Origin of the sequence: Streptococcus sp. 1643 (assembly GCF_006228325.1) — a bacterium.
GTDB lineage: Bacteria > Bacillota > Bacilli > Lactobacillales > Streptococcaceae > Streptococcus.
On record NZ_CP040231.1, the window covers coordinates 1281851 to 1307952 of the forward strand.

Consider the following 26102-nt stretch of genomic DNA (forward strand, 5'->3'; position numbering starts at 1 on the left):
ATCACCTGATTCTACTGAGTTTTTAAAATGTTTGACGTTTGGCTTTTCGCTCAGCACGCCCACGTGCGCGATTTTCAGCACGCTTGGTTTTGCGGCGTTTTTCATCCACCGCCCATTGAATCTTCTTCTTATAGCCAGGTTTGACTTTTTTCTTTTTCTTTTTAACCAAGCCAATCATTTCAATATCAAGCTTATCCTGCTTCTTTTCACGATTAGCACGACGATCACGGTCATAGGTATCTTGAAACTCTCCGTCTTTGACCATCTTAGGAGTAAACTTGATCCCTAATTTCTCCAACTCACGGATATCCGAGTCATCACTAGGCTGGTAAAGGGTAATCGCTGTACCAGGCAGTCCGTTGCGCCCAGTTCGTCCAACACGGTGAACAAAGAAAGACAAGTCTTGCGGAATGGCATCATTGATAACATGGCTGACCCCTTCAATGTCAATTCCACGCGCTGCCAAGTCTGTTGCAACAATGTACTCAAAATCCAGATTTTTCACCTGATTCATGATCCGTTTGCGTTCACGAGGAGCAATATCCCCATGAATCTTAGCTACCTTCAATCCTTGAGCAGTCAAGTAGGCATGTAACTCATCAGCACGCGTTTTTGTGTTAACAAAAATCATTGCCAAATAAGGCTGCATCAACTGAGTCAGCTGGTAAATTTGAGCATTCTTGTCGCGGCCCTTGGTCGAAATCAACCAGTTATCAATCGTATCTGAGATGACTGTTTTTGTCTTGATTTTTTCCATGACAGGATTTGACAAGTATTTTTTCAAGAACGGTTGCAATTTTTGTGGAATAGTTGCTGAAAAGACCATGAATTGCAAGTCTTTTGGAAGGCTCCCTGCAATCTTATCAACGGTTTCCAAGAATCCCATATCCAAGGTCATATCGGCTTCATCGACGACAAAGGTCTTGGCCTTGTGAATAGCCAAATCACCAGATTTGACCAAGTCATAGATGCGACCTGGCGTTCCGATAACGATATGTGGTTGGTTGCTAGCCAGTTTTTCAATCTGACGCGCCTTATCCGTACCACCCACATAATTAACCACACGAACTTCGACATCTGAGTGAGCTGCAATCTGACGAGCTGCTTGGTAGATTTGAGTGGCCAACTCACGACTTGGTGCAGTAATGACTGCTTGCACACTATCGCTAGTTTCATCTAATTGCTGGAAAATGGGTAATAAGAAAGTATGAGTCTTTCCTGAACCTGTTTTTGATTCACCAACCAAGTCACGACCTGCCAAGACAATAGGAATTAATTTTTCTTGTACCTCTGTTGGAGTTGTAAATTTTAACTCCTCCAAGGCTTTTTCTATATAGTTTTTAAACTGAAATTTCGTAAATGACATATTATCCTCGATTCTATTCATCTAACCATTATACCATATTTTGAACCTTTTCAGTAGTTAAGTCCGAATAGCAAAAAATGAAAGGGATTGTTCCCTTTCATTTTCTATTTCCAGTTTAAAATGGCATTCAAACCATAGTGGTCACTGACTTGTGGACCATTCTGCCCATCAAAAACTACTTGTAAACTCTCTACTTCTAACTCTTTGGTCGTAAAGACGTAGTCGATTCGTAGCGGTTCAGTATTACCTTTCCAACCATCAATTTCTGGTGGAACGGTATAGCTACCACTTCTTTCTTTCGCAACTTCAAACGCGTCTTGTAATCCTAATGGGCTAGCTAAAATCGCTTGATAGCCTTCCTGACCAGCTGGATTATTAAAATCACCTGCTAAAATCAGAGGTTTCTTCAACTCTTTTAGTACAGCCTCAAATCGTGCCCACTCTTCTTGGAAACCTTTATCCCACCAAGAGAGATGGACGCTTGCAAGAGCCAGTTCCTTGCCTTCAACCTCTGTCTCAGCCAAGGCAACACGGCGAGTATGGTAATCCGTTGGATCATCTACATCTGATACTAAAATCTCACGCGCCTTAATAGGTGTTTTGGATAAGATAGCTACGCCTTCATGGTAGCGGTCATAGCCAATATGATTGTAAGCCCAAGTCCAGTAGTAGTTTTTCCCTTTCTCAGCCAATTTTTCAACCAGGAGTCGGACATAGTGATCCTGGTGAATGGGTTCTGCTGATGGTAAAGCTTGATAGTGAGTGTTAACCTCTACCTCAGGCGAGGTCATTTCTTGATTAATTTCTTGGAAACAAATCAAATCATAGTCCTTATCTAGAATGTCTTGGAGTAAGATTTGGAATTTTTCCTCTGTTTCCTTCTCCATCCAACTGTGGGTATTGAGTGTTAGAAATTTCATGCTTTTCTCCTAAAACAAGAGGTTGGAAAACAGCTTCCAACCCCAAGTATATTACAATTCTACTTTAGCAACTGCTGTTTTAGCTGCAAGAGAACCTGTTTGTTCTAATTTAACTGATTTGAGGACATCACCATTTGTGAAGACAACCACTGTTGATGTTTTGCGTCCTGCTTCTCGAATAGCATCCAAGTCAGCTGTGACAAGAAGATCACCAGCAACCACTTTTTGTCCTTCAGAGACATGAACAGTAAATGGTTTTCCTTCAAGACTTACTGTATCCAAACCAATATGAACAAGCACTTCAAGACCTGAGTCAGTGACAAGACCAAGAGCGTGTTTTGTTGGGAAGATACTTGATACAGTACCAGTAACTGGAGATACAATGTTGCCATTTGCTGGCTCTACTGCAAATCCATCACCCATCATTTTTTGAGCAAAAACTGGATCTTCCACTTGTTCCAAGGCAACAACTTGACCGTCAGCTACTGAGTAAACTTCCTCAGTTACACCTTTGAAATGGACAGTATTTTGTTGAGTTTCTGTCATTTGACTTGGAAGAGTTTCAGGAATTACTTCCCCTGAGTCAAGGATATCTTGGATATCAGATTTCAATACGTCAGCTTTTGGTCCGTAGATAGCTTGGACACCTTGTCCTTTCATGACAAGACCCATAGCTCCTTCTGCTTTCCATTGTTCCTCAGTACCAACGCGATCTGCGTCTTTAACAGTTACACGAAGACGAGTCATACATGCATCCACATCTACGATATTTGCACGACCACCAAGAAGGTTAATGATGTTTACGGCTTGAGAAGCTGCTGCAACTTTTGGAGTTCCAGGAGCTGCTTCTTCTGATGCTCCTTCAGCTGTTTCGTAGTTTCCGTTACGTCCTGGAGTTGCGTAGTTGAATTTCTTGATCATGAAGTTGGCAATGAAGTACATGATAACCGCAAAGAGAACAGTTACCCAGATAAAGTTAACGATATCCATACCAATACCAGCATTAATTGCCAATGGTGTACGAGTCAAGAATTCAATTGAACCGAATGAGTGGACACGAAGGTGAACAATATCTGCCATAGCAAAGGCAGCACCTTGAACTACTGAATAAACAAGGTAAAGCGGTGTTGCGATGAACATGAACATATACTCGATAGGTTCAGTAACCCCTGTCAAGAATGTTGCAAGGGCTGTCGCAATCATCATACCCTTGTATTGGTGTTTCTTGTCAGCATCAACATTGCGGTAGATAGCAACGATGACACCCATCAAGATACCAAATGAACCGATCATTTGTCCAACTTTGAAACGAGCTGGAGTGACTGTTGTAAGAAGGTGTTGGTATTGGTCGGCATTTGAACCTTTAAGGTTAACAAGGTCCGTTACCCAAGCAAGCCAAAGTGGATCTTGACCAAATACTTGTGTTCCTTTTGCTGCACCGGTTAACACTTCGTATGTTCCACCAAGAGCTGTGTAGTTCATTGGGATTGTCAACATGTGGTGAAGACCGAATGGCAAGAGCAAACGTTCCAAAGTACCATACAAGAATGGTGCAAGGACTGGAGCAGTTTCTTGTGAGTTGGCAATCCAAATACCGAAGTTGTTGATACCTGTTTGAACTACTGGCCAAAAGGCAGCAAGTAGAATTGCAGCAATAGCTGAACGAAGAATAACGACGAATGGTACGAAACGTTTACCATTGAAGAATGAAAGGGCATCAGGAAGTTTACGGAAGTTGTAGTATTTGTTATAAGCTGTTGCTCCAACAAAACCAGAGATAATCCCTACGAAAACCCCCATGTTAAGCGCTGGTGCCTCAAGAACGCTGATAAAGTAGTCAGCAACCTTGATTGAACCACCAAAGAAGGTAGTAACCATTGCTTCAGGGTTTTTCAACATATCACCTGTAACACCAAAGATAGTACCTGTGATACGGTTAATCAAGATAAATGCAAGTCCGGCTGCAAATGCACCACCTGCACGTTCTTTTGCCCAGCTTCCCCCAATAGCAAGGGCAAACAAGATATGAAGGTTACCGATAACCCCCCAACCAATTTGCTCAAGGATTCCACCTGTAATCACTAGAGGAGCAAGGTTTGGGTCGATCATCACGATTGATTTACCGATTGAGATCATCAATCCCGCCGCTGGCATAACGGCGATAACCACCATTAAAGCCTTACCGAATTTTTGCCAAAATTCGAAAGACAAGACATTTTTGAATGTAGCTTTCATCATTCAAATCTCCTTTATTTTATTTAGGCAAACGTTTTACGAAAACGTTTGCATTTGGTTATGTATTAATTATACCACTTTTATTTTTTTTGTAAAGGCTTTTATAAAAAAATTGTCTATTTTTTTAATTTTTAAAAAGGAAAAAGAGAAGTTTACGAAAACTTCTCTTTTAAAAATGTATTATTTTTCTGATTTGTTCTGCAATTTGCATTTAAATCCAACTAGATCTTCAAGAATCGACGCATCGAAATCCCCGAACCAATTGAACCAATGAAAATTCCGATTATAAATAATAGGACTGTCATCAGAGGAATAAACACATCTGGCGTAATCATTGACAAGTTTTGACCTACCAAGGATTTATTGACCGATTGATAGACCATATTGTAAACAAAGAAAACAAGAACAGAAGGAATCGCTGCACCAAGCAAGCCAATAAAAGCACCTTCTAGCAAGAATGGACCACGGATATAGCCATTTCTCGCTCCTACCAGACGCATGATCTGAATCTCACGGCTACGTGAAATAATGGTGATACGGATGGTATTGGAAATGAGGAAGACTGCGATAAAAATCAAGAGCCCTGCAATAACCAATCCCCAAACACGAATAAAGGAAGCCAGTTCAAAAAGTCGTTGAGTGTTGGCTCCACCATCTTGAACTTCTGATACTCCCTCAATTTTCTTAGCTTCTTCAGCTACCGTTTTAACATCACTTGGAGAATTTGTATCAACGATATAAGCATCATAGAGAGGGTTTGCATCCCCTTCAAAGACCTTCCAATCGTCACCCATTGTTTCCGTCAGTTTTTCGTACTGTTCTTCTTTACTTGAGAAGGTAACACTCTTAACAGCAGGTATAGCTTTCAAAGCATCATAAACCTTGTGGTAGTCATTATTGGTAACTGTCTGACCTTCTTTTTCAATCGTTTCACTGTTATCAGCTACATCCTTACGAATGTAAACCATGACCCGAACGTTGTTTTCAATATCGGTAGCCAGTTTTGCTGTATTAAAAATTACAGATGCAAACAGGGCAACGAGGGTCAAGGTAATCATAACCGAACTCACTGCTGCTACTGTCATCCAGCCATTTCGTTTTAAACTTTTTAATGATTCAAATAAATGGCGAAAAAATCTACTAATCATCGTATCCATATTCTCCTTTAGCTTCGTCACGAACGACACGGCCATTTTCAATGGCAATGACACGGTGGCGCAAGGTATTTACAATCTGGCTATTGTGAGTCGCCATCAAGACAGTAGTACCTTGGAGATTGATGCGTTCCAACAGATTCATAATTTCCCATGAATTATCTGGGTCCAAGTTTCCTGTTGGCTCATCGGCAATCAATACCTTAGGATTGTTGACAATCGCACGAGCAATCGCAATCCGTTGTTGCTCTCCACCTGAGAGTTCATTAGGGAAAGAGCGAACCTTATGTTTCAAACCAACCAGGTCCAATACTTCCATAACACGTTTTTTGATATTGCGACGGCTCTCACCGATTACTTCCATTGCATAGGCAATATTCTCATAAACAGTCTTCTTAGGCAAGAGTTTGTAATCCTGAAAGACTACCCCAACACTACGACGTAGAAGCGGGACATCTTTCTTCTTAATTTTAACTAAATTAAAGCCTGCAACTGTTAGGCTTCCTTTTTCAATCTTTACTTCTCGGTATAAAGCTCGAATAAAGGTTGACTTACCTGCCCCAGAAGGTCCTACAATATAGGCAAACTCTCCTGGTTCAATGGTAACAGATACTCCACGCAGGGCAGTCGTTCCATTGTCATACTTTTTGACAACATCTCTCATTTCAATGATTGACATATGAGTTCCTTTCTATCTTAGCTGATTCGCCACTTGAGGTAGGCATCGATAAAACCATCAAGGTCTCCATCCATCACCTTATCTACCTGAGCAACTTCAAAGCTTGTACGGTGATCTTTTACCATAGTATAAGGCGTGAAAACATATGAACGGATTTGGCTTCCCCATGTGATTTCTTTTTTCTCACCTTTAAGGGAATCAACTTCCGCAGCTTTCTTTTCTTGCTCCATTTGATAGAGCTTAGCCTGCAACATCTTCATGGCACGATCTCTATTTCCATACTGGGTACGATCGACCGTTGATTGGACGACAGTTCCCGTAGGAATGTGTGTCAAACGCACACCTGTTGAAACCTTATTGACGTTTTGTCCACCAGCGCCACCTGAACGGAAGGTATCCATTTTGATATCATCTTCACGAATCTCCACTTCGATGGTATCATCCAACTCAGGCATAACCTCTACGGATGTAAATGAAGTATGGCGACGTTTGGCAGAGTCAAATGGCGAAATACGGACTAAACGGTGAACACCCATTTCTGATTTAAGTAGGCCATAAGCATTGGGTCCTTCAAAAGACAAGGTCACAGACTTGATACCTGCTTCATCACCAGCTTGGTAATCCAAGACTTCTACTTTAAAGCCTTTGGCATTTCCATAACGAGTATACATACGAAGCAACATATCGCCCCAGTCCTGTGCCTCAGTACCACCAGATCCTGGATGGATTTCCAAGATTGCATTATTATGGTCATAAGGTTCTGACAAGAGAAGGGTCATCTCGTAGCTGGTCATCATCTTATCCAGTTCTGTCAACTGTTCGACCAGTTCATCATGGACTGACTCGTCTTCTGCTAAAAAGTCCAATAAAATCTCAACTTCATCCTGCAACTCTTCCATTTTACGGAAGGTGTTATAGGTGTTTTTTAATTCATTTAATTCTTGCGACGTTTTTTGGGCCGCGATATTATCGTTCCAAAAATCAGGTTCTGTCATCTTATTTTCCAAGATGGCAATCTCTTCCTCTAAGCCTTCGAGGTCAAAGAGACCCCCTAAAAGAAGCTAATTTTTCACGATTTGCGTCAATTTTTTGACGAATTTCTGAAATGTCCATAGATACTCCTTTTCATATCGTTTTATTATACCATAATCTCTCATTTCTTTCCATATTTTGCTTTTCACCGCTTTTGATGGCAGAAGAAAAGAGGCTCTAAAGCCTCTTGTTTAAAGGACTTTGGCAGAGGTATGAGTGATCTCCTCCACTTGAATTCCTTCTTTTTCAAACTTATCCTTTAATGCAGTCAAATCGATTTTTCCATCAATTTGAACTTCGATAACAACCTTGCCATCCTTACGTGGAATGTTAACAGTATGGGAAATATTTAAATCCTCTTCTACAATTAGAGCTACAATCTTTCCCAGTACTCCTACTTCATTTTCTGTAATGAAACGAACACGAATCCCCTCTTCTCCGTATCCGGCGATTTCCAAGAAAGCCTGAAAAACATCGCGATCTGTAATGACACCGTAGACCTGATGATTGTCTACGACTGGTAATATCCCAATTTTATTTTTCAGCATCAGGTAGGTCGCATCTTCTAGACTAGCATAGCCAGAAACCGTCACGACATCTCGAATCATTACATCTTTTACTTTGGTTTTATTCAGAAGATAATTCATCTCATAGATAGAGAGACTGGTTGCTTTAGATGGGCTGGCTTCCGCAATGGTTCCTTCTGTTACCAATCCGACTAATTGATCGTTTTCGATAACAGGTAAACGGTGCAAACCTTGCTCGCGCATCAAATCTGCTGCGTGTGCTACAGTCGTATCTGGACTGATATAAACTACCTTACGGGTCATGAAATCTTTAACTGCCATGAGACTTCTCCTTCTATATTGCTACTTTTATTATACACTTTCTTAGAAAATCTATCAAACGCTTTCATCTCTTTTTCAAGATTTTGAATAATCTGAGTCTTTTACAAAAAAGAGCTCTAATCTAGAGCTCTATATGTGCAAGTTAGCAAACATTATTTATATTTCTTTCAGTTGTTAAGGATACTAGCAACTAGTATTGAAAACCTATTATCATCTCCATCCACAACCTGAACTAGTCTACCAGACTAAAGGAGAATAGCTACACAATTCTTATCCTCCGACTAAAACAAGCCACTGGATTTGAGGATTACGTGCGCAATCTTCATCAACAACCTCAACTAGTCTCCCAAACCAGAGGAGAATTGCTTGCGCAATCCTTATCTGGCGACTAAAAAGGTCCTCCAGACCTTTTTAGCCACCTAGATATGCTTTTCTGACTTCATCGGATGCTGCGAGTTCTTTTCCTGTTCCTGATAGGACAATCTTTCCTGTTTCAAGTACATAACCACGGTCAGAGATAGCAAGAGCCTTGTTAGCGTTCTGTTCAATTAGGAGAACCGTTGTTCCTTGCTTCTGAATATCTTGAATGATATCAAAAATTTCTTGGATAAAGATCGGGGCAAGTCCCATTGACGGCTCATCCAAGAGAAGAAGCTTAGGTGTAGACATGAGAGCGCGTCCCATAGCCAGCATCTGCTGTTCACCACCTGAAAGAGTTGCCGCATCTTGGTTTTTACGCTCTTCCAAACGAGGGAAGCGTGAGAAAACTTTTTTCAAGTTGGCTTGATTTTCTTCACGATTTTTCTTTAAAAAGGCTCCCATTTCTAAGTTTTCCATAACAGTCAAGCCTGGAAAAACATGGCGTCCCTCAGGAACTTGTGAAAGACCACCTGCCACGATTTTTTGTGCAGGCAACTTTTGAATTTCTTTTCCTAAAAACTGAATTTTACCAGCACTTGGACGAACCAAACCTGAAAGGGTACGAAGAATGGTTGTTTTACCAGCACCATTGGCACCAATCAAGGAAACAACTTCACCTTCATTAACCTCGAAACTTACATCACGAACTGCTTGGATCATACCGTAATGCACAGAGAGGTTTTCAACTTTTAACATAGACATTAGGCTTCACCTCCTAGATAAGCTTCGATAACGCGTTTGTCGTTCTTGATCTCATCCGGAGTCCCATGAGCGATTAACCGACCATATTCAAGAACATAGATACGCTCAGTGACTTCCATAACCAAATTCATGTCGTGTTCGATGAGCATGATGGTAATTTTAAATTCATCTTTGATACGACGGATCAATTCTGTCAATTCAGCTGTTTCTTGTGGATTCATCCCAGCTGCAGGTTCATCCAGAAAGAGGATTTTAGGTTCAGTTGCCAGAGCACGAACGATTTCTAATCGACGTTGTTGGCCATAGGCCAGATTCTTCGCAAGAGTATCTGCGTCACCATCCAAATCAAAAATCTTCAGCAAGTCCAAAGCTTTGCTTTTTAATTCTTCCTCATTCTTATAAAAAGCTGGTAGACGTAGAAAGCTCGCAAGGACATGTTGTTTATGATGATTGCTAAATGCAATCAAAACATTTTCCAAAACTGTTAAGTCCTTAAACAGACGAATATTTTGGAAAGTACGACTGAGTCCAAGTGAAGCAATCTTATAGGGAGTTTTCCCATTTAGGAGATGACCATCTAGTGTCACAGTACCTTCGCTTGGTTCATAAACACCAGTCAAGAGATTGAAAAGGGTTGTTTTACCAGCCCCGTTTGGTCCGATCAAACCAACCAATTCTCCCTCGTTCAATTCAAGAGTGACATCTCCAACAGCTGTTAGACCGCCAAAATGTTTGGTTAACTGTTTAACTTCAAGTAGTGCCATTAGTTTTGTCCCTCCTTCTTCGATTTTTTAAAGAAACGTGATAGACTCAATTCCCATGTCCCAAGAAGTCCACCTGGTCTGAAAATCATCACCAATACAAGAGCCAAGGCGTAGATGATCATACGTACGCTAGCTACATCTTGAAGGAGCATATTTAAAATTCCTAAAACAATCGCTGAAACGATGGTACCAGTAATAGATCCAAGTCCACCAAATACAACGATAATCAGCACGTTGATGGAATTAATAAAAGTGTAATCTTTTGGGACAACAGAACCGATAAAACCGGCCTGAAGTGAACCAGCAATACTTGCTGTAATGGCACCAAAGACAAAAGCGATAATCTTGATCTTTGTAGTGTTTACCCCAACGGATTCAGCAGCAATCTCATCCTCACGAACAGATAGAGTAGAGCGTCCAATTGGACTACGTAAGAAGTTTAGAGTTGCAATAGTTGTGATCACTACAAAAAGATAAACCATTTGCCAGTTGGTAAAGTTTGGTATACCCAAGATACCAGCAGCACCGTTGGTCAAACTACCACCATTAATGATAAAGATACGAATGATTTCTGAAACACCTAGTGTCGCAACAGCCAGGTAGTCACCCTTCAAACGAAGTGTCGGAATCCCAACGAGCAAAGCAACTGCACCAGAAATCAAAGCGCCCAAGACCATTGCTCCAAAGAAGGCACCATAGGTTGGTGATTTTGAACCAATAATCGCTGCTGCATAAGCCCCAATTGCCATAAAACCTGCATGACCAAGTGAGAATTGTCCTGAAAAACCAACGATTAAGTTCAAACCTACTGCAAGGATGATATTAATCCCAATTTGTTCTAAAATTTGGACATGGAATAGATTGAGAACACCAGCAGAAACCAGTACGCTAATCAATCCATAACCCGCTAACAGAAGGAATAACCAGAGAATATTTACTTTAAGATTTGTCTTCATTGTTTACACCTTCTCTTTCACATTCTTACCAAGGATACCCGCAGGTCGAACAATCAGAATCAAAAGCAAGATTCCATACACGATAGCATCACGGAAATCAGACATACCGAAGGCAGTAGCAAATGTTTCCAACAAGCCAATCACAAATCCCCCTAGAGCTGCACCAGGAATAATCCCGATACCACCCAGTACGGCCGCAACGAATGATTTCAAACCCGGAGTCACACCCATCAAAGGTTCAAGAGAGTTGTAGTAAAGGGCAATGAGGACACCTGCTGCACCAGCAAGGGCTGAACCCAAAGCAAAGGTAAAGCTGATTGTACGATTTACATTAATTCCCATCAATTGAGCTGCGTCACTATCAACTGATACCGCACGCATGGCTTTCCCCATTTTTGTTTTTTGGACGATCAATTGCAATAAAACCATCAAGAATATAGAAACTGCTAAAATCATCAATTGAACATTAGTCAAACTAATTGGTCCCAAGTCAAAGCGGACTGTTTCAATTGCTTGAGGGAAGGCACGAGTATTGGCACCTACTAGATAAACCATTCCGTATTCCAGTAGGAAAGAGACTCCGATGGCAGTAATTAATACAGCAATACGTGTAGAGTGTCGCAAAGGACGGTAAGCAAGAAATTCAATCACAACACCAAGTAGTGCAGTTCCAGCCATTGAAATAATTAAAGCTAAAAAGAAATCCATTTGGAAAGAATTAATCAAAAAGTAACCAATAAAGGCACCCATCATGTAAATATCGCCATGGGCGAAGTTGATGAGTTTGATAATTCCATAAACCATGGTATAACCCAGAGCTAAAAGTGCATAAACACTACCCAGAATTAGACCATTCACAAGTTGTTGGAGCATAGCATTCACTCTTTTCTATCGTTATTTTTTAGAAAATTTCATTATTTTCACAAGTTCATAAACACCGAAACAGGGAGTGAGTCAAAGGCTCATTCCCCATTTCAATTACTATTCTAATGTTATGGTTTTACAACTTCTGCTTCTTCAACTTTACCATTGTTCATGGTCATCATGTAAGCAGTTTTCACTGTATTGTGGTCAGCATCAAAGCTTGTTTGACCAGTTACACCTTCAAAATCTTTGGTTTTAGCAAGGTTGTCCTTGATTTCACCTGAGTTTTTAGCACCTTTTGCAGCATTTGCTACTAGGTAAACTGAGTCATAGGCTAAAGCTGAGAATGTTGAAGGCTCTTCATTGTATTTAGCACGGTATGCTTCAAGGAAAGTTTTAGCTTTTGCAGAAACATCAACAGTAGTTGAGAATCCTGAGATGAAGTAAATGTTTGATGCTCTTTCAGCAGTTGCTTGTTGAACAAATTCTTCACCGTTAAATCCATCACCACCAATGATTGGTTTATCAATTCCCATACCACGAGCTTGGTTTACAATTTTACCTGCTTCTGTGTAGTAACCTGGAACAACGATAGCGTCAAACTCTTTGTCTTTCATTTTAGTAAGGGCTGCTTGGAAGTCAGTATCGCCTGCTACAAACGTTTCATCTGCTACAATCTCACCCTTGTAAGCTTCGCGGAAAGATTTAGCAATACCTTTTGCATAGTCACTAGCGTTGTCAGTATAAAGAACAACCTTCTTAGCATTCAATTTGTTTGTTACATAATTAGAAATAATCTTCCCTTGGAAGCTATCTTGGAATGTTCCGATAAATAGGTAATCTTGACCTTTAGTCAAACCGTCTTGAGTAGCACTTGGTGAAATCAATGGCACTCCAGCTTTAGTAGCGTTAGCTACAGCTGCAGCAGTTGCACCAGATGTCGCAGGTCCTACAATAGCTGCTACTTTTGATTGGGTAACAAGGTTTGTTGTAACAGAAGCTGCTTCAGCAGTTTCTGACTTGTTGTCTTTGTCTACAACTTCGATTTGTTTTCCATCAATTCCACCTGCAGCGTTGATTTCGTCTACAGCAAGTTGGGCACCTTTTTGTTCAGCTGTACCATAAGCTGCCACAGCACCTGTCTCTTCAAAGTTAAAACCGATTTTAATTGTTTTTTCGTCTACTGGATTTCCAGTTGTGTTTGACGCTCCTGACTTGACCTCTCCACAGGCAGCAAGAAGAGCCACACTAGCAAGAGCCACAAAAGATAGGGCAAATTTTTTCTTCATTTTTAATCTCCTTATAGTTGTTCCAAAAAATAGTATGTTAAGAATATACCGAATTATCAGAAAATTGTCAATACATTTATTTAATTTTTTAAATGATAACGTTTTCTTCGTTACGATAGAGATTGCCAACGAAAGGAGTTTCTAGCTCTTGAATATGGCAACGTCTAATTTTCTTGATATATCTTTCCTTACCTAATCTCTCAACTAAGTCATCTAGCTCCTCAGTTGGAACATAGAGCTGTAAGTAACGATGTTTTTTGGAATGGTAACAGATATCACCGTATTCCTGAAGTTTTTTTGCGTCTCGATTATAGTAGAGATAGATGATTAATCCTGATCGATTTGTTTTTTCAAACATGAGGGATCCTCTTTCTAAGAAATCTTCCCCTATTATACCAAAAAAAGCAAACTCCGTCGAGTTTGCTTTCTAGGTTGCTTAGCTTAAAGAATTGTTGGCCATGATTTCATCGATAAAGCCATATTCAAGTGTTTCTTGGGCACTCATCCAGTAATCACGTTCCGCATCTGCATGAATTTGCTCGACTGATTTACCAGAGTTATCTGCAAGGATTTGCTCCAAAGTCTTACGAGTTTTAAGCAAGTGCTCTGCAGCGATTGCCATATCGGTTTGTTGGGTACCGCCACCTGTACCACCCATTGGTTGGTGAATCATGTACTCTGCATTTGGAAGCATGAAACGTTTGCCTTTTGCGCCACTTGATGCAATGACAGTCCCCATGGATGCAGCCATCCCCATAACGATAGTTTGGACATCCGCTTTGATAAAGTTCATGGTATCAACGATTGCCAAACCAGCTGAAACAGAGCCCCCAGGTGTATTGACATAAAGGTAAATATCTTTTGTGCTGTCTTGGGCATCCAAGAAAAGTAATTGGGCGATAACAGAGTTGGCCATGTTGTCTTCAACTGGACCTGTTAGCATGATGATGCGGTCTTTCAGAAGACGAGAGTAAATATCATAGGAACGTTCTCCACGGCTTGTTTGTTCAATAACTACAGGAATCATTCATTTCTCCTTTTATGTTTTATGTTGAATTTTCTTAGTCTTACGACTCAATACAGAACTATTATATCTTTTTGGTCAAAAAAGGTCAAATTTTTGCTCTATTCTCTAAACAGAAACAAAAACTCAACCTCCTTTCAAGTCAAAAACGAACTTCTAGTTTCACTATTTACTTTGGGATTTTATTTAGTACCGAACAAGCGGTCTCCAGCATCTCCAAGACCTGGAACGATATAACCGTGTTCGTTCAAGTGTTCATCTAAGGCTGCTGTAAAGATTTCTACATCTGGGTGTGCTTCTTGAAGAGCTTTCACTCCTTCTGGAGCAGATACTAGGCAGACAAACTTGATATTTGAAGCGCCACGTTTTTTAAGGGAATCTACTGCCAAGATTGCTGAGCCACCTGTTGCCAACATTGGGTCCACTACAAAGATTTGACGTCGGTCAATGTCCTCAGGCAATTTCACCAAGTATTCAACTGGTTGAAGGGTTTCTTCATCACGGTACATACCGATATGACCAACTTTGGCTGCTGGAACCAAGCTCAAGAGGCCATCTACCATCCCGATACCTGCGCGCAAGATTGGGACAATCGCCAATTTTTTCCCAGCCAATTGTTTTTGAACGGTCTTTGTGATAGGTGTTTCGATTTCCACGTCTTCAAGTGGAAGATCACGAAGTACTTCATATCCCATCAACATTGCAATCTCGTCTACTAGTTCACGAAAAGCTTTTGTAGAAGTGTCTGTACGACGCAAGATTGACAATTTGTGTTGAATGAGTGGATGATTAATGACTTCAATTTTTCCCATTTTCTGAGTTCCTTCTTTCAATTTATTCTTCTTATTATATCAAAAAACGGTTTAAAAAGCTGTCTAAACCATTTATTTTAATTAATTTTTAAATCAAATCTGCCTCTTGAAGAGCTGTCTGAACAGTCTCTAATGGTAAATGGGTCAACTCGGTGCCTTTTTCTTGATAAAGGTACTGGGCATAGTCATCCATTCGGTACTGGTTGATATAAACCACGCGCTTACAACCAACTTGTAGCAGTTGTTTGGTGCAGTTCAGACAAGGGAAATGGGTCACATAGGCTGTAAATCCTCTTGGAACCCCTCGTTCAGCTCCTTGCAAGATGGCATTAACCTCGGCGTGAAGGGTTCGGACACAGTGTCCTTCAATGACTAGACATTCGTGGTCGATACAGTGCTCCGTTCCCGATACAGAACCATTGTAGCCTGTTGAAATGACTTTATTGTCCTTAACGAGGATAGCTCCCACCTTGGCACGTTTGCAGGTCGAACGATTGGCAATCAGTAAAGCCTGGGCTGCAAAGTACTCATCCCAAGCCAGTCTTTTTTCTGTCATAAGTCTTCTCCTTTTCCTCTATTTTTTGAAAAATGGCAAGCGTAAATCGGCAATCTTTTCAGCTGGAACCTTCATGCCATCCTTGATCCATTTGAGCAGAACCGATACGATGGCAGAACTCCAAAAGGAATGAAGGTAGCTACTGACCCCTTTTGATTTTCCGTGGTATTTTTCCAAAAATTCCTGCATGGCTTGGACGAAAATCTTTTCCAAGTGGTAGTCCAGAGCAAGTTGAATAACCTTGGCTTCTTTCTTGGCTGCGCGGAAAAGGTGAACCCAGACTAGATAAAGGTCGGTTTTGACATCGTAATGACTGAGCTGTTCCATAATGTTATGGACACTGCGTTTAAAAACACTTTCCAAAATCTCTTCTTTGGAATCATAGTTACGATAGAAGGCAGCACGAGAGACGCCCGCCCGTTTGACCAGCTCCGAAATGCTGATCTTGGTCAAGTCTTTTTTCTCTAGAAGTTGCAAAAGAGCCGTCTCGATTGCTTCTCTGGTTAAAAAATTGGATTCTTGATTTGATTTTCTGAGATTTTCAAGAGATTTTTCAGATATTTTACGTTCAGACATAACAATTTCTTTCTACTTGTGACAACAGAGAGGTGGTACTTTTGTTTCAAGGGCTTTCATGATATAATTGTAAAAAAAGACAGAACCTTTGTCAATGTATAAGTGACAAAGATGGAGAATTTCTATGACTTGGAAGATTGTAGCTGACTCTGGTTGTGATTATCGTCAACTAGCAACTCCTGCTATTGATACTGAATTTGTGAGTGTTCCTTTAACCATTCAAGTAGCTGATCAGGTCTTTATCGATGATGCCAATCTTGACATTGACCACATGATGGAAACCATGTATGCGACTTCTGAGGCTTCAAAATCAGCCTGTCCTAGCCCTGATGATTACCTGCGTGCATTTGAAGGTGCTAAGCATATCTTTGTCGTTACCATCACTGGAACTCTTTCAGGTAGTCATAATAGTGCACAGCTCGCTAAGAATATCTATCTTGAAGAACACCCTGACACTCAGATTCATGTGATCGATACATTGTCTGCAGGTGGTGAGGTTGACTTGATTGTCGAGAAAATCAATAGCTTGATTGATCAAGGACTTTCTTATGAGGAAATTGTTGAAGCTATTACAGCCTACCAAGAAAAAACGAAGTTGCTTTTTGTCCTTGCTAAGGTCGATAACTTGGTAAAAAATGGCCGTTTGAGTAAGCTTATCGGTACAGTCGTTGGCCTCCTCAACATCCGTATGGTTGGGGAAGCAAGTGAAACTGGAACCTTAGAACTACTCCAAAAAGCGCGTGGACCCAAAAAATCCCTTCAAGCAGCCTATGAAGAACTCATCAAGGCTGGCTACGCTGGTGGCCGTATCGTCATGGCTCATCGCAGCAATGATAAATTCTGTCAGCAATTGTCAGAACGCTTGCTGGAAACCTTCCCGCAAGCGGATATCAAAATCATCCCTACGTCTGGTCTCTGCAGTTTCTATGCAGAAGATGGCGGTTTGTTGATGGGATATGAAATTAACTAAGATTATTAGCAACAAGAGATGCCAAGCATCTCTTATTTTTTGTGGTACAATAGAGCTATGAAACATTTTGATACTATTGTCATTGGTGGGGGACCTGCTGGCATGATGGCTACGATTTCCAGTAGCTTTTATGGTCAGAAAACTCTTCTCATCGAAAAAAATCGCAAACTTGGGAAAAAATTAGCTGGAACAGGCGGTGGTCGTTGTAATGTAACCAACAATGGAACTTTAGATGACCTACTAGCTGGCATCCCTGGTAACGGGCGTTTTCTATACAGTGTCTTCTCCCAGTTTGATAACCACGATATCATCAACTTTTTTACGGAAAATGGTGTTAAACTTAAGGTCGAAGACCACGGACGCGTCTTTCCTGCTAGTGACAAGTCTCGGACCATTATTGAAGCCTTAGAAAAGAAAATCACTGAACTCGGTGGTCACGTTGCTACTCAAACGGAGGTTGTTTCGGTTAAAAAGATAGACGACCAGTTCGTCCTCAAGTCCGCAGACCAAAGCTTCACTTGTGATAAACTCATTGTCACAACTGGTGGAAAATCCTATCCTTCTACAGGTTCGACTGGTTTTGGACATGAGATCGCCCGTCATTTTAAACACACCATTACAGAACTTGAAGCCGCTGAAAGTCCTTTATTGACAGATTTTCCACATAAGGCCTTGCAGGGAATTTCACTGGATGATGTGACCTTAAGCTATGGCAAACATGTTATCACTCATGATTTGCTCTTTACCCACTTTGGTTTGTCAGGACCTGCTGCTCTGCGCATGTCTAGTTTTGTCAAGGGTGGAGAGGTTCTCTCGCTAGATGTTTTGCCTCAACTTTCTGAGAAGGACTTGACTGCATTTCTAGAAGAAAATCGGGAAAAATCTTTGAAAAATGCTTTAAAAACTTTGCTTCCAGAACGCTTGGCAGAATTTCTTGTGCAAGGCTATCCTGAAAAAGTCAAACAACTGACTGAAAAGGAACGCGAACAACTTCTCCAGTCCATCAAGGCCCTCAAAATCCCTGTGACCGGAAAAATGTCCCTTGCCAAATCCTTTGTCACCAAAGGCGGTGTCAGTCTTAAGGAAATCAATCCCAAAACCCTCGAAAGCAAGCTCGTTCCTGGACTCCACTTTGCTGGTGAGGTACTGGATATCAATGCCCACACGGGTGGCTTTAACATCACTTCTGCCCTCTGCACCGGCTGGGTGGCAGGAAGTCTACATTATGATTAAAAATCAAAGGTTATAAAGAATGAATAGAAGAGAAACAGTCGAATTTGTCAATATGTGTATGATTCAAAATGGAGACAAGGTCCTGGTCCAAGACCGAGTTAGTCCCGACTGGCCTGGCATTACTTTTCCTGGTGGTCATGTTGAACGTGGCGAATCCTTTGTCGATGCTGTCATTCGTGAAGTGAAAGAAGAAACTGGTCTGACCATTTCCAAACCCCAACTCTGTGGTATCAAAAACTGGTACGATGACAAGGATTATCGTTATGTCGTCCTTTTTTACAAGACAGAACACTTTACTGGTGAACTCCAGTCTTCAGACGAAGGGAAGGTTTGGTGGGAGGATTTTGACAATCTGTCTCATCTAAAACTTGCTACTAATGATATGTCTGATATGCTTCGTGTATTTTTAGAGGAGGATCTGAGTGAATTCTTCTACTATAAAGACGGCGAAGATTGGCTTTATGATTTGAAGTAAAAAATAGGCTAGGAAATTCCTAGCCTATTTATTCTGCATTTGTCTGAACGTAAGCAGCAATGACATCTGATGTGTACTTGGCTGTTCCAGGTCCAAATTTGTCAATGTTTTCCTTAAACTCTGGGTTGTAGACGTAGCCTTTGCCGATATGACCGAATACCTCAATAGAGCAGTCAAATCCATAAGTACGAATAGCTTGCAAGAGGTTGGCTGCTTCTTCTTGGTTTTCGACCGCTGTTGCAGTTAGTCCATTTTGAAGGTTTTGTGCCAAGGCTTGAAAAACTTGGTTGAAGGCGGCTGTGGCCTCTTCTTCGCGACCTTTTTGGCGTTCGAGAGCCTGATCCATGACTTCTTGTCCATACTTCTCTACCGCTTCTTGGTGGTATTTTTGATTGTCTTGATAGCTAAATCCAGTGAATTTTTCCTCAATCGTCATTTTTCTTTCTCCTTTTTGTTCTTGAATGGTTTTTTGCAAGGTGGAAATCAGGGTATCCAGATGTTGCCTTTCTCGAGTCAAATAGTCCAACTGTCTGGTCAAATGGGGCAATAAATCTGTCCTTTCTTCCTTTAATAGCTCTGCTATTTTTTCTAAAGAAAAGCCTAGATATTTGTAATAAAGAATGACCTGAAGTCGTTCCAAATCCTCTTGACTATAGGTTCGATAGCCGTTTTCCGACTTTAAGGGAACCAAGAGCCCTATCTTATCGTAGTGATGCAGGGTCTTGACAGAAACACCTGAAAGCTGCGCAGCTTCTTTTATATGGTACATGATTCCCTCCTTATACTCAATGAAAATCAAAGAGCAAACTAGGAAGCTAGCCGCAAGCTGTACTTGAGTACGGTAAGGCGACGCTGACGTGGTTTGAATTTGATTTTCGAAGAGTATTACATTGATAGTATAACCCCTCCCCTTAGGTCAGAGTCAAGCGTTTTTGCGAAAAATTTTTAACTTTTTGAGAAAGGTGTGAAAACTTGAAAATGGTTTTCTTGACAGACCTTTGAAAACATGATAGGATAGTCAAGTCTATCAATCAAACAGAAGGCTCATGAAGAGCCATTGAGAGAAGGCTATTTGACAACTCAAGTAGCCTTTTCTTATTTTAAAAAAGGAGATCGGAGTTTCAACTATGTCAGAAAAATCACAATGGGGTTCAAAACTAGGCTTTATTCTAGCATCTGCTGGTTCAGCCATCGGACTTGGTGCCGTTTGGAAATTTCCCTATATGACTGCTGCAAATGGCGGTGGAGGCTTTTTACTGGTCTTTCTCATTTCCACTATTTTAATCGGTTTCCCTCTCCTGCTGGCTGAATTTGCCCTTGGTCGTAGTGCTGGCGTTTCCGCTATCAAAACCTTTGGAAAACTGGGCAACAATAACAAGTACAACTTTATCGGTTGGATTGGTGCCTTTGCCCTCTTTATCCTTCTCTCCTTTTACAGTGTTATCGGAGGATGGATTCTAGTATATCTGGGTATTGAGTTTGGGAAATTATTCCAGCTTGGTGGAACGGGTGATTATGCTCAGTTATTTACTTCAATCATTTCAAATCCAGCCATTGCCCTAGGAGCTCAAGCAGCCTTTATCTTATTGAATATCTTTATTGTATCACGTGGGGTTCAAAAAGGGATCGAAAGAGCTTCGAAAGTCATGATGCCCCTGCTCTTTATCATCTTTGTCGTGATCATTGGGCGCTCTCTCAGCTTGCCAAATGCTATGGAAGGCGTTCTCTACTTCCTCAAACCAGACTTCTCAAAACTGACCAGCGCTGGTCTCCTCTATGCTCTGGGACAATCTTTCTTTGCCCTCTCACTAGGGGTTACAGCCATGCTGACCTATGCTTCCTACTTGGACAAGAAAACCAATCTGGTCCAGTCAGGGATTTCCATCGTAGCCATGAACATCTCGGTTTCCATCATGGCGGGACTAGCCATTTTCCCAGCCATGTCAGCTTTCAATATCCAGTCGGAAGGGGGACCAAGCCTGCTCTTTATCGTCTTGCCTCAACTCTTTGACAAGATGCCTTTTGGAACCATTTTCTACATCCTTTTCCTCTTGCTTTTCCTCTTTGCGACGGTCACTTCCTCTGTCGTTATGCTGGAAATCAATGTGGGCAATATCACCAATCAGGACAATCGCAAGCGTGCTAAATGGAGTGCTATTTTAGGAATCTTGACCTTTGTCTTTGGAATTCCTTCAGCTCTATCCTATGGGGTCATGGCGGATGTTCACATCTTTGGTAAGACCTTCTTTGATGCTATGGATTTCTTGGTTTCCAATCTCCTCATGCCATTTGGAGCTCTCTGCCTGTCACTTTTTACAGGCTACATCTTTAAGAAGGCTCATGCTAAGGAGGAACTCCATCTTGATGAAAGAGCATGGAAACAAGGACTTTTCCAAGTCTGGCTTTTCCTCCTTCGTTTCATCATTCCTATTATCATCATTGTGGTTTTTATCACCCAATTTATGTAATCAAAAAGGACTTGAGTAGTAAACTCAGGCCCTTTCTTTTTTTATGGATGGCTAACAATCAATTCCAAACCTTGCCCTTCCAAGATCCAAGCTTCAACATCACTTGGTAGAATATAGTGGTTGCCTTTTTGGATTGGATAATTTTTTCCGTCAACAGTGAGTTGACCCTGACCAGCCAAGACACTAAATAAGCTGTAGTCAACTGTCTTTTCGAAGTCAACTTTGCCAGTGATTTCCCACTTGTAAACTGCGAAGAAATCATTGGATACAAGGAGAGTGGAACGTAGATCATCTGCTTTGATAGTTACAGGACGGCTATTAGCAGGCTCACCAATATTTAGAACATCGATGGATTTTTCAAGGTGAAGTTCACGCAAGTTGCCCTTGTCGTCCTTGCGGTCAAAGTCATAGACACGGTAGGTGGTATCGCTAGACTGCTGGGTTTCAAGAATCAAGATACCTGCGCCGATAGCGTGCATAGTTCCACTTGGTACATAGAAGAAATCTCCAGCCTTAACTGGCACTTTTGTTAGCAAGGCATCCCAGTTCTTGTCCTCAATTTGCTGACGGAGTTCTTCTTTTGATTTGGCATTATGGCCATAGATAATCTCTGAACCTTCCTCCGCAGCGATAATGTACCAGCACTCGGTTTTTCCAAGCTCGCCTTCGTGTTCTAGTCCATAAGCATCGTCTGGGTGCACTTGGACACTGAGCCAGTCGTTGGCATCGAGGATTTTTGTCAATAGTGGAAACACAGGTTCTGGACGGTTACCAAACAATTCACGGTGTTCCGCATACAAAGTAGCGAGGTCTGTTCCCTCAAAACGCCCATTAGCGACCTTAGAAACTCCATTTGGGTGAGCAGAGATAGCCCAGTATTCCCCGATTTTTTCACTTGGAATGTCGTAACCAAACTCATCACGTAGCTTGGTACCACCCCAGATTTTTTCTTGCATAACTGATTGTAAAAATAATGGTTCTGACATGTCGATCTCCTGTCTGATTTTTCTCCCCTCATTATAGCAAAAAAAGAGTTCGAATTGAACTCTTTTTCCTATCTTATAAAGTAGGGAGAAGATTTTGTAAAAATAGTAACGAAACAATCTTATACTTGATGGAGGAACCCCTAAAGCAGCACTCAGAAAGCTCGCTGTCAACGGCTATTCTCCTCAGCTCTCATTAAACTTCCTTTACTTGAGAATCTATTTTTATGTACAAAAAAGACTGAAACCAGTCTTCTTTTTAAATCAATGCCGTAATAGCCGTTACTAGACCAAAAACGATACCCGGTGCATTGGCAGCTGCAAGTGGAATATCTCTTTCCTTTTTGAAAAGACCGTAGTAAACCCAAAGACTACAGTTGATGGCTGCGACCAAGGGTTGGATGAAGTTTCCTTTTTGACCAGCCAGGTTGTTCATGATTTGTGGGAAGTAAGAGACATACATCATAACGGACATAAAGGTCGCTACCCAACCCAAAATTTTCATTTGTTTTTCAGACATTTCCAGAACCTCTTTCATTTTTTATGAATCATATTTTATAATCTTTTTTCAAAATAATCAAGACTTTGAAGCTTTTGTTATGAAGATGTAAACTATCACAATCTTGTGATAAGAAAGAGAAAACAGAAAAAGACCGGATTGCTCCGATCTTTTAACAATTCACATTCTCAATTTCTGTTTTAAAAATAGCTAAGGTTAACGTCAAATGACTACGCGCCCTATTTCATACGATAAAAATCAATCACTAAACTAGCTGGACCTTTTACAAGCAAGGATTCTGTCCCCCAATCAGGTTGAACATTAAAACTATCATACAGTCATTCATAAAAACAGTATCTTTTAATCCTTTTCTTCACGAACATAATTGTAGATAGTAATACATACAGATAAAAAACTAAAAAGACAGATCATCTGTATGATGATTTTTACAGGTTGACGAAGTAAACCAAACTGAGTTAGGATAACAAAAAGAGAGGAGCCCGCTATCATTACCTGAAAAAAGATAAGCGTCAAACTAAATCGATTTTTCATTTCTGCTCCTTTCTTACCACTATCACTTCATCTAAACGCTCATAAACGCTTTTATCATGAGTTGCAATGATAATAATACGTTTTTCATTTTGTAACCCAAGAATCAAATCAATAATCTCTCGGCTATTTTTTTCATCCAACGAAGCCGTAGGTTCATCCGCAAGTACAATTGGAGAATCCTTTAGCATGACTTTAGCTATGGCAACACGTTGGGCTTCCCCACCAGATAGAGAATAAATTTTCCGATTCAAATCAAGCTGGAGATGAACCTTTTTTAATGCTTCACACATTTGTTCCTCTTTATCTTTTCTGGAAAGTTTCTTGCCAATAAAAGCCAACTCCAAATTATCTTTAATACTCCTGTTTTCAATTAATCCATAATTTTGAAAAAGATAGCTAACAAAATCTTTAAAATAAGTTTTTTCCTTTATCTTTCTAAGGTCAATGCCATTTATTTCTACTGTACCATTTTGAGCTGTTTCTAGCTTTCCAATGATATTTAACAAAGTTGTCTTACCAGCACCTGATTCTCCTATCAAGGCATAAGATTTCCCTTCACAAAACTGATAAGAATAATCACGAAGAACAACATGTCCATCAAATGTCTTTTGAATATCTCTTAACTCAATCATATTACCCTCCTTTCAGATACAAGATACTACTTGTTTGGTGTTGTCTTAATTGAAAGAAAAAGAGTGCAAGAAAACCAACAGCCATAAAAATAGGAAATAACGTAACCAAGATTGGGAGATGTAAGAAAGTAGCCAAACCTGCTAATAAAAAGTAACCACACATCAAGGTAAGCAAGTAAAAATGATGAATCACAATAAGAGATTTTCCTGCTAAACGTTCAATAAAATAAGTCTTACGCCCTTGATAAAAATAAAGTGTATTTAACAAAATCATCAACAAGATGGAAGTAGCTAGACTAATGCACGACGCAATCAAGAGTAACAATCTTTCCACTGTCACCTGTTGGATTTTTGACTCAAAAGAATAAAGACCATTAGTAAAGCTTCCGATATGTGCTGTCATTTTATACTGTTTTATAATTTCCCTGACTTGCTCAGGATGGTCAAAAACATAGTTTGATATATCAAACCCTGCAACTTCTTGTCTTTCATAAGCAGATCCATACACGATAATAATCGGATCGTGAACAAAACTATCTCGATTAACTAAGTAATGTACAGAAGTAAAAATCGGATAGATAAAGAGGTTTTCTCCTCCCTCATAAGTCGCAACTTCCACTCTTTCATCCGGATGATTTTTCCTAATTGGTGCATTATCGGGTGCAAATCCCTTTTGAACAAACCGAGACCAAACCTTTTTCAAATCCTCAATCTTATTTTCCTTACTCTTTGGAATTAAAATCAAACGATCAAAGTCTCCCATTTGTTCAAAGAAAGCTTGTCCTTCTGTGTTTAGTTGAAGACCACTTTGCTTAATGAACTTTCGATTAACTTTTAGTTGATTTGAAATATTTTCAGAAGTTGGATAATCAGAGTTTTTCTGAGAATTACTAGACATAGCAATATAATCTAAAGTAGTTCCAATGTATAGTGGCTCAGTTTTTGAGACTAAGTCACCGTAAAATGCCTGTACTCTTTCTTTATCAACTTTCTCCTCTCCTGTATCAAGACCATGAGTCGCAAAATAGCTAGGATATTGTGTCCACGCTTGCTTCCCTTCTTCCAAAGTTCTCACTTTTCTAGTCATATCCACCACCCCATAAATGCTGTACATAACCGTTAGGAGTGAAAAAATCTGTGTTACAATAACCAAAACAAAAATCAAATGCAAGGGAGCTTTCCCCTTAAGGGATAGGTTCATCGGTTGTCTCTGTAAGATATGATAAAACAGATTGGAGGCAAAAAAGTTTAGAAAAAGTAGAATGACTAACCAAGCTAGTAAGGGAAATCCAATCAATTCTATAGCAAGTAATGTAGCATTTCTTTGTAAAATAAGTATAAGAATAGCTAGTACAAATACAATGCTAGCACTCCCTACTAAAAAAAGACTCTCTTTCCAAATTCCCCTAAGGGCAATCTGATACTTACCTAATCCTGATATTCTCTTGATACTGACCGATCGAATATTAACAATATAGTCCGCAACCAGGAGTGTAAGAAAAGAAATTAGAAAAACAAAGGCTATCATGATAGCTTGTGGATAGACTAAGAGAAATTTTAAGAGGGTGAGTCCAGAATTTGCTTCCACAGCATTCGCTTGATGTCCCTTTTCAATCAATCTGCCTGCCAAATCTTGAGCGCTTAGATTTCCTTTGACAATAATATAAAGAGTATTATATGAAGCATTTTGAATAAGTCCTTGGTTTTCTTGTAAGGGTAAATCTTTTGGTAGTTCTCCTCCAATAGGAATGTAAGTGTTTTCCACCTCACCTCTCTCATTTTCTTTAACATCTACTATTCTCCTCGCCAGAACAGTTCCAGTATCTTCTGCAATTTTCTGTAAATCTGTAGCAATGGAACTAGTCGAACTCACAACATCAACTTTCTGACTATAACCTCCCAACAATTCACTCTTATAGTGGTAAACAAAGAGAAGACCGACAAGGGTTATCAAGATAAAGGAAGAACATGCTAATATTTTTTTTAATAAACCATACATAGATGACTCCTTTTATACGAAAAAAGAGGGGAAATCACCTCCCCTCCCTACTCACTAATCAATACCAATTAAGACTCTAATAAGATAAATGCTT

General features: G+C 40.3%; 26 protein-coding genes and 1 pseudogene. 4 read left to right on the plus strand and 23 right to left on the minus strand.

Annotated elements, in window-relative coordinates; genetic code table 11:
- Positions 1 to 22: 22 nt before the first annotated feature.
- From FD735_RS06770 to FD735_RS06860, 17 genes are all read right to left on the minus strand, one after another.
- Complete coding sequence (locus tag FD735_RS06770) at positions 23 to 1366, minus strand: DEAD/DEAH box helicase (protein ID WP_042767771.1); 1344 nt, start codon at positions 1364 to 1366, stop codon at positions 23 to 25.
- A 104-nt stretch (positions 1367 to 1470) separates the two neighbouring features.
- Positions 1471 to 2286, minus strand: a complete 816-nt coding sequence (locus FD735_RS06775) for an endonuclease/exonuclease/phosphatase family protein (RefSeq protein WP_139658806.1) — start codon at positions 2284 to 2286, stop codon at positions 1471 to 1473.
- Between the two features lie 51 nt (positions 2287 to 2337).
- Complete coding sequence (locus tag FD735_RS06780; protein ID WP_080702762.1) at positions 2338 to 4524, minus strand: PTS transporter subunit IIBC; 2187 nt, start codon at positions 4522 to 4524, stop codon at positions 2338 to 2340.
- A gap of 218 nt (positions 4525 to 4742) precedes the next feature.
- On the minus strand, positions 4743 to 5669 hold the full coding sequence (gene ftsX / locus FD735_RS06785; protein ID WP_000625554.1) for a permease-like cell division protein FtsX: 927 nt from the start codon (positions 5667 to 5669) through the stop codon (positions 4743 to 4745).
- On the minus strand, positions 5662 to 6354 hold the full coding sequence (ftsE, locus tag FD735_RS06790) for a cell division ATP-binding protein FtsE (RefSeq protein ID WP_000022275.1): 693 nt from the start codon (positions 6352 to 6354) through the stop codon (positions 5662 to 5664). Before ftsE ends, ftsX begins: the two co-directional genes overlap by 8 nt.
- 17 nt (positions 6355 to 6371) lie before the next feature.
- Positions 6372 to 7467 (minus strand): peptide chain release factor 2 gene (prfB, locus tag FD735_RS06795; protein ID WP_096753628.1). Its coding sequence is split into 2 segments (ribosomal slippage): positions 6372 to 7394 and positions 7396 to 7467, totalling 1095 coding nucleotides; the frame shifts between segments, so codons are not numbered across the junction.
- Between the two features lie 110 nt (positions 7468 to 7577).
- Positions 7578 to 8234 carry a CBS domain-containing protein gene (locus tag FD735_RS06805; RefSeq protein ID WP_000268643.1) on the minus strand — a complete coding sequence of 219 codons (657 nt, stop codon included), beginning with the start codon at positions 8232 to 8234 and terminating at the stop codon, positions 7578 to 7580.
- A 411-nt stretch (positions 8235 to 8645) separates the two neighbouring features.
- Entirely contained in the window at positions 8646 to 9356 is a 711-nt protein-coding gene (locus FD735_RS06810) for an ABC transporter ATP-binding protein (protein ID WP_000062207.1), read from the minus strand.
- The gene (locus FD735_RS06815) at positions 9356 to 10120 is read right to left on the minus strand and encodes an ABC transporter ATP-binding protein (protein WP_001186013.1); all 765 of its coding nucleotides are present in this window, start codon (positions 10118 to 10120) and stop codon (positions 9356 to 9358) included. The genes FD735_RS06810 and FD735_RS06815 overlap by 1 nt, the downstream gene beginning before the upstream one ends.
- A complete protein-coding gene (locus tag FD735_RS06820) occupies positions 10120 to 11076 on the minus strand; it encodes a branched-chain amino acid ABC transporter permease (protein ID WP_000856262.1) in 957 nt (318 codons plus the stop codon). Before FD735_RS06820 ends, FD735_RS06815 begins: the two co-directional genes overlap by 1 nt.
- Positions 11077 to 11079: 3 nt before the next feature.
- Positions 11080 to 11949 carry a branched-chain amino acid ABC transporter permease gene (locus tag FD735_RS06825; RefSeq protein ID WP_000941410.1) on the minus strand — a complete coding sequence of 290 codons (870 nt, stop codon included), beginning with the start codon at positions 11947 to 11949 and terminating at the stop codon, positions 11080 to 11082.
- A 119-nt stretch (positions 11950 to 12068) separates the two neighbouring features.
- Entirely contained in the window at positions 12069 to 13229 is a 1161-nt protein-coding gene (locus FD735_RS06830) for an ABC transporter substrate-binding protein (protein WP_139658807.1), read from the minus strand.
- An 88-nt stretch (positions 13230 to 13317) separates the two neighbouring features.
- Positions 13318 to 13587: a YlbG family protein gene (locus FD735_RS06835; protein WP_000462108.1), complete on the minus strand. Its 270-nt coding sequence runs from the start codon at positions 13585 to 13587 to the stop codon at positions 13318 to 13320.
- 78 nt (positions 13588 to 13665) lie between these two features.
- Positions 13666 to 14256 carry an ATP-dependent Clp protease proteolytic subunit ClpP gene (gene clpP, locus FD735_RS06845; RefSeq protein ID WP_000613467.1) on the minus strand — a complete coding sequence of 197 codons (591 nt, stop codon included), beginning with the start codon at positions 14254 to 14256 and terminating at the stop codon, positions 13666 to 13668.
- 179 nt (positions 14257 to 14435) lie between these two features.
- Positions 14436 to 15065, minus strand: a complete 630-nt coding sequence (gene upp / locus FD735_RS06850; RefSeq protein ID WP_139658808.1) for a uracil phosphoribosyltransferase — start codon at positions 15063 to 15065, stop codon at positions 14436 to 14438.
- Positions 15066 to 15153: 88 nt separating this feature from the next.
- Positions 15154 to 15621 carry a cytidine/deoxycytidylate deaminase family protein gene (locus FD735_RS06855; RefSeq protein ID WP_129312550.1) on the minus strand — a complete coding sequence of 156 codons (468 nt, stop codon included), beginning with the start codon at positions 15619 to 15621 and terminating at the stop codon, positions 15154 to 15156.
- 18 nt (positions 15622 to 15639) lie between these two features.
- Positions 15640 to 16197, minus strand: a complete 558-nt coding sequence (locus FD735_RS06860; protein WP_129312548.1) for a TetR/AcrR family transcriptional regulator — start codon at positions 16195 to 16197, stop codon at positions 15640 to 15642.
- Positions 16198 to 16321: 124 nt separating this feature from the next.
- Between FD735_RS06860 and FD735_RS06865 the strand changes: the two genes are divergently transcribed.
- From FD735_RS06865 to FD735_RS06875, 3 genes are read left to right on the plus strand one after another with little or no spacing between them, the layout of a single operon-like run.
- A complete protein-coding gene (locus FD735_RS06865) occupies positions 16322 to 17167 on the plus strand; it encodes a DegV family protein (RefSeq protein WP_139658809.1) in 846 nt (281 codons plus the stop codon).
- Between the two features lie 57 nt (positions 17168 to 17224).
- On the plus strand, positions 17225 to 18400 hold the full coding sequence (locus FD735_RS06870) for an NAD(P)/FAD-dependent oxidoreductase (protein ID WP_139658810.1): 1176 nt from the start codon (positions 17225 to 17227) through the stop codon (positions 18398 to 18400).
- A 19-nt stretch (positions 18401 to 18419) separates the two neighbouring features.
- Positions 18420 to 18875 (plus strand): 8-oxo-dGTP diphosphatase, encoded by a 456-nt coding sequence (locus FD735_RS06875; RefSeq protein ID WP_139658811.1) that lies wholly within the window; start codon positions 18420 to 18422, stop codon positions 18873 to 18875.
- A 28-nt stretch (positions 18876 to 18903) separates the two neighbouring features.
- Here FD735_RS06875 and FD735_RS06880 read toward each other — a convergent pair whose 3' ends face one another.
- On the minus strand, positions 18904 to 19644 hold the full coding sequence (locus FD735_RS06880; protein WP_139658812.1) for a MerR family transcriptional regulator: 741 nt from the start codon (positions 19642 to 19644) through the stop codon (positions 18904 to 18906).
- A 358-nt stretch (positions 19645 to 20002) separates the two neighbouring features.
- On the opposite strand from FD735_RS06880, the gene FD735_RS06890 reads away from it, so the two are divergent.
- Entirely contained in the window at positions 20003 to 21343 is a 1341-nt protein-coding gene (locus FD735_RS06890; protein ID WP_139658813.1) for a sodium-dependent transporter, read from the plus strand.
- A 41-nt stretch (positions 21344 to 21384) separates the two neighbouring features.
- Here FD735_RS06890 and manA read toward each other — a convergent pair whose 3' ends face one another.
- From manA to FD735_RS06920, 5 genes and pseudogenes are all read right to left on the minus strand, one after another.
- Complete coding sequence (manA, locus tag FD735_RS06895; protein ID WP_139658814.1) at positions 21385 to 22329, minus strand: mannose-6-phosphate isomerase, class I; 945 nt, start codon at positions 22327 to 22329, stop codon at positions 21385 to 21387.
- Between the two features lie 256 nt (positions 22330 to 22585).
- On the minus strand, positions 22586 to 22846 hold the full coding sequence (locus FD735_RS06900; RefSeq protein ID WP_001291473.1) for a SemiSWEET family transporter: 261 nt from the start codon (positions 22844 to 22846) through the stop codon (positions 22586 to 22588).
- A 218-nt stretch (positions 22847 to 23064) separates the two neighbouring features.
- Positions 23065 to 23142, minus strand: a pseudogene (locus FD735_RS06905) (VOC family protein); the annotation flags it as partial.
- A gap of 231 nt (positions 23143 to 23373) precedes the next feature.
- Positions 23374 to 24009: a putative bacteriocin export ABC transporter gene (locus tag FD735_RS06915; RefSeq protein WP_071851381.1), complete on the minus strand. Its 636-nt coding sequence runs from the start codon at positions 24007 to 24009 to the stop codon at positions 23374 to 23376.
- Between the two features lies 1 nt (position 24010).
- Positions 24011 to 26008, minus strand: coding sequence for a DUF1430 domain-containing protein (locus tag FD735_RS06920; RefSeq protein ID WP_139658815.1), 1998 nt, complete (start codon positions 26006 to 26008; stop codon positions 24011 to 24013).
- Positions 26009 to 26102 lie beyond the last annotated feature (94 nt).

Coding starts and splice junctions, on each gene's coding strand:
- FD735_RS06770 (WP_042767771.1), bottom strand. CDS start 1,366: ATGTCATTTACGAAATTTCAGTTTAAAAACTATATAGAAAAAGCCTTG.
- FD735_RS06775 (WP_139658806.1), bottom strand. CDS start 2,286: ATGAAATTTCTAACACTCAATACCCACAGTTGGATGGAGAAGGAAACA.
- FD735_RS06780 (WP_080702762.1), bottom strand. CDS start 4,524: ATGATGAAAGCTACATTCAAAAATGTCTTGTCTTTCGAATTTTGGCAA.
- ftsX (WP_000625554.1), bottom strand. CDS start 5,669: ATGATTAGTAGATTTTTTCGCCATTTATTTGAATCATTAAAAAGTTTA.
- ftsE (WP_000022275.1), bottom strand. CDS start 6,354: ATGTCAATCATTGAAATGAGAGATGTTGTCAAAAAGTATGACAATGGA.
- FD735_RS06805 (WP_000268643.1), bottom strand. CDS start 8,234: ATGGCAGTTAAAGATTTCATGACCCGTAAGGTAGTTTATATCAGTCCA.
- FD735_RS06810 (WP_000062207.1), bottom strand. CDS start 9,356: ATGTCTATGTTAAAAGTTGAAAACCTCTCTGTGCATTACGGTATGATC.
- FD735_RS06815 (WP_001186013.1), bottom strand. CDS start 10,120: ATGGCACTACTTGAAGTTAAACAGTTAACCAAACATTTTGGCGGTCTA.
- FD735_RS06820 (WP_000856262.1), bottom strand. CDS start 11,076: ATGAAGACAAATCTTAAAGTAAATATTCTCTGGTTATTCCTTCTGTTA.
- FD735_RS06825 (WP_000941410.1), bottom strand. CDS start 11,949: ATGCTCCAACAACTTGTGAATGGTCTAATTCTGGGTAGTGTTTATGCA.
- FD735_RS06830 (WP_139658807.1), bottom strand. CDS start 13,229: ATGAAGAAAAAATTTGCCCTATCTTTTGTGGCTCTTGCTAGTGTGGCT.
- FD735_RS06835 (WP_000462108.1), bottom strand. CDS start 13,587: ATGTTTGAAAAAACAAATCGATCAGGATTAATCATCTATCTCTACTAT.
- clpP (WP_000613467.1), bottom strand. CDS start 14,256: ATGATTCCTGTAGTTATTGAACAAACAAGCCGTGGAGAACGTTCCTAT.
- upp (WP_139658808.1), bottom strand. CDS start 15,065: ATGGGAAAAATTGAAGTCATTAATCATCCACTCATTCAACACAAATTG.
- FD735_RS06855 (WP_129312550.1), bottom strand. CDS start 15,621: ATGACAGAAAAAAGACTGGCTTGGGATGAGTACTTTGCAGCCCAGGCT.
- FD735_RS06860 (WP_129312548.1), bottom strand. CDS start 16,197: ATGTCTGAACGTAAAATATCTGAAAAATCTCTTGAAAATCTCAGAAAA.
- FD735_RS06865 (WP_139658809.1), top strand. CDS start 16,322: ATGACTTGGAAGATTGTAGCTGACTCTGGTTGTGATTATCGTCAACTA.
- FD735_RS06870 (WP_139658810.1), top strand. CDS start 17,225: ATGAAACATTTTGATACTATTGTCATTGGTGGGGGACCTGCTGGCATG.
- FD735_RS06875 (WP_139658811.1), top strand. CDS start 18,420: ATGAATAGAAGAGAAACAGTCGAATTTGTCAATATGTGTATGATTCAA.
- FD735_RS06880 (WP_139658812.1), bottom strand. CDS start 19,644: ATGTACCATATAAAAGAAGCTGCGCAGCTTTCAGGTGTTTCTGTCAAG.
- FD735_RS06890 (WP_139658813.1), top strand. CDS start 20,003: ATGTCAGAAAAATCACAATGGGGTTCAAAACTAGGCTTTATTCTAGCA.
- manA (WP_139658814.1), bottom strand. CDS start 22,329: ATGTCAGAACCATTATTTTTACAATCAGTTATGCAAGAAAAAATCTGG.
- FD735_RS06900 (WP_001291473.1), bottom strand. CDS start 22,846: ATGTCTGAAAAACAAATGAAAATTTTGGGTTGGGTAGCGACCTTTATG.
- FD735_RS06915 (WP_071851381.1), bottom strand. CDS start 24,009: ATGATTGAGTTAAGAGATATTCAAAAGACATTTGATGGACATGTTGTT.
- FD735_RS06920 (WP_139658815.1), bottom strand. CDS start 26,008: ATGTATGGTTTATTAAAAAAAATATTAGCATGTTCTTCCTTTATCTTG.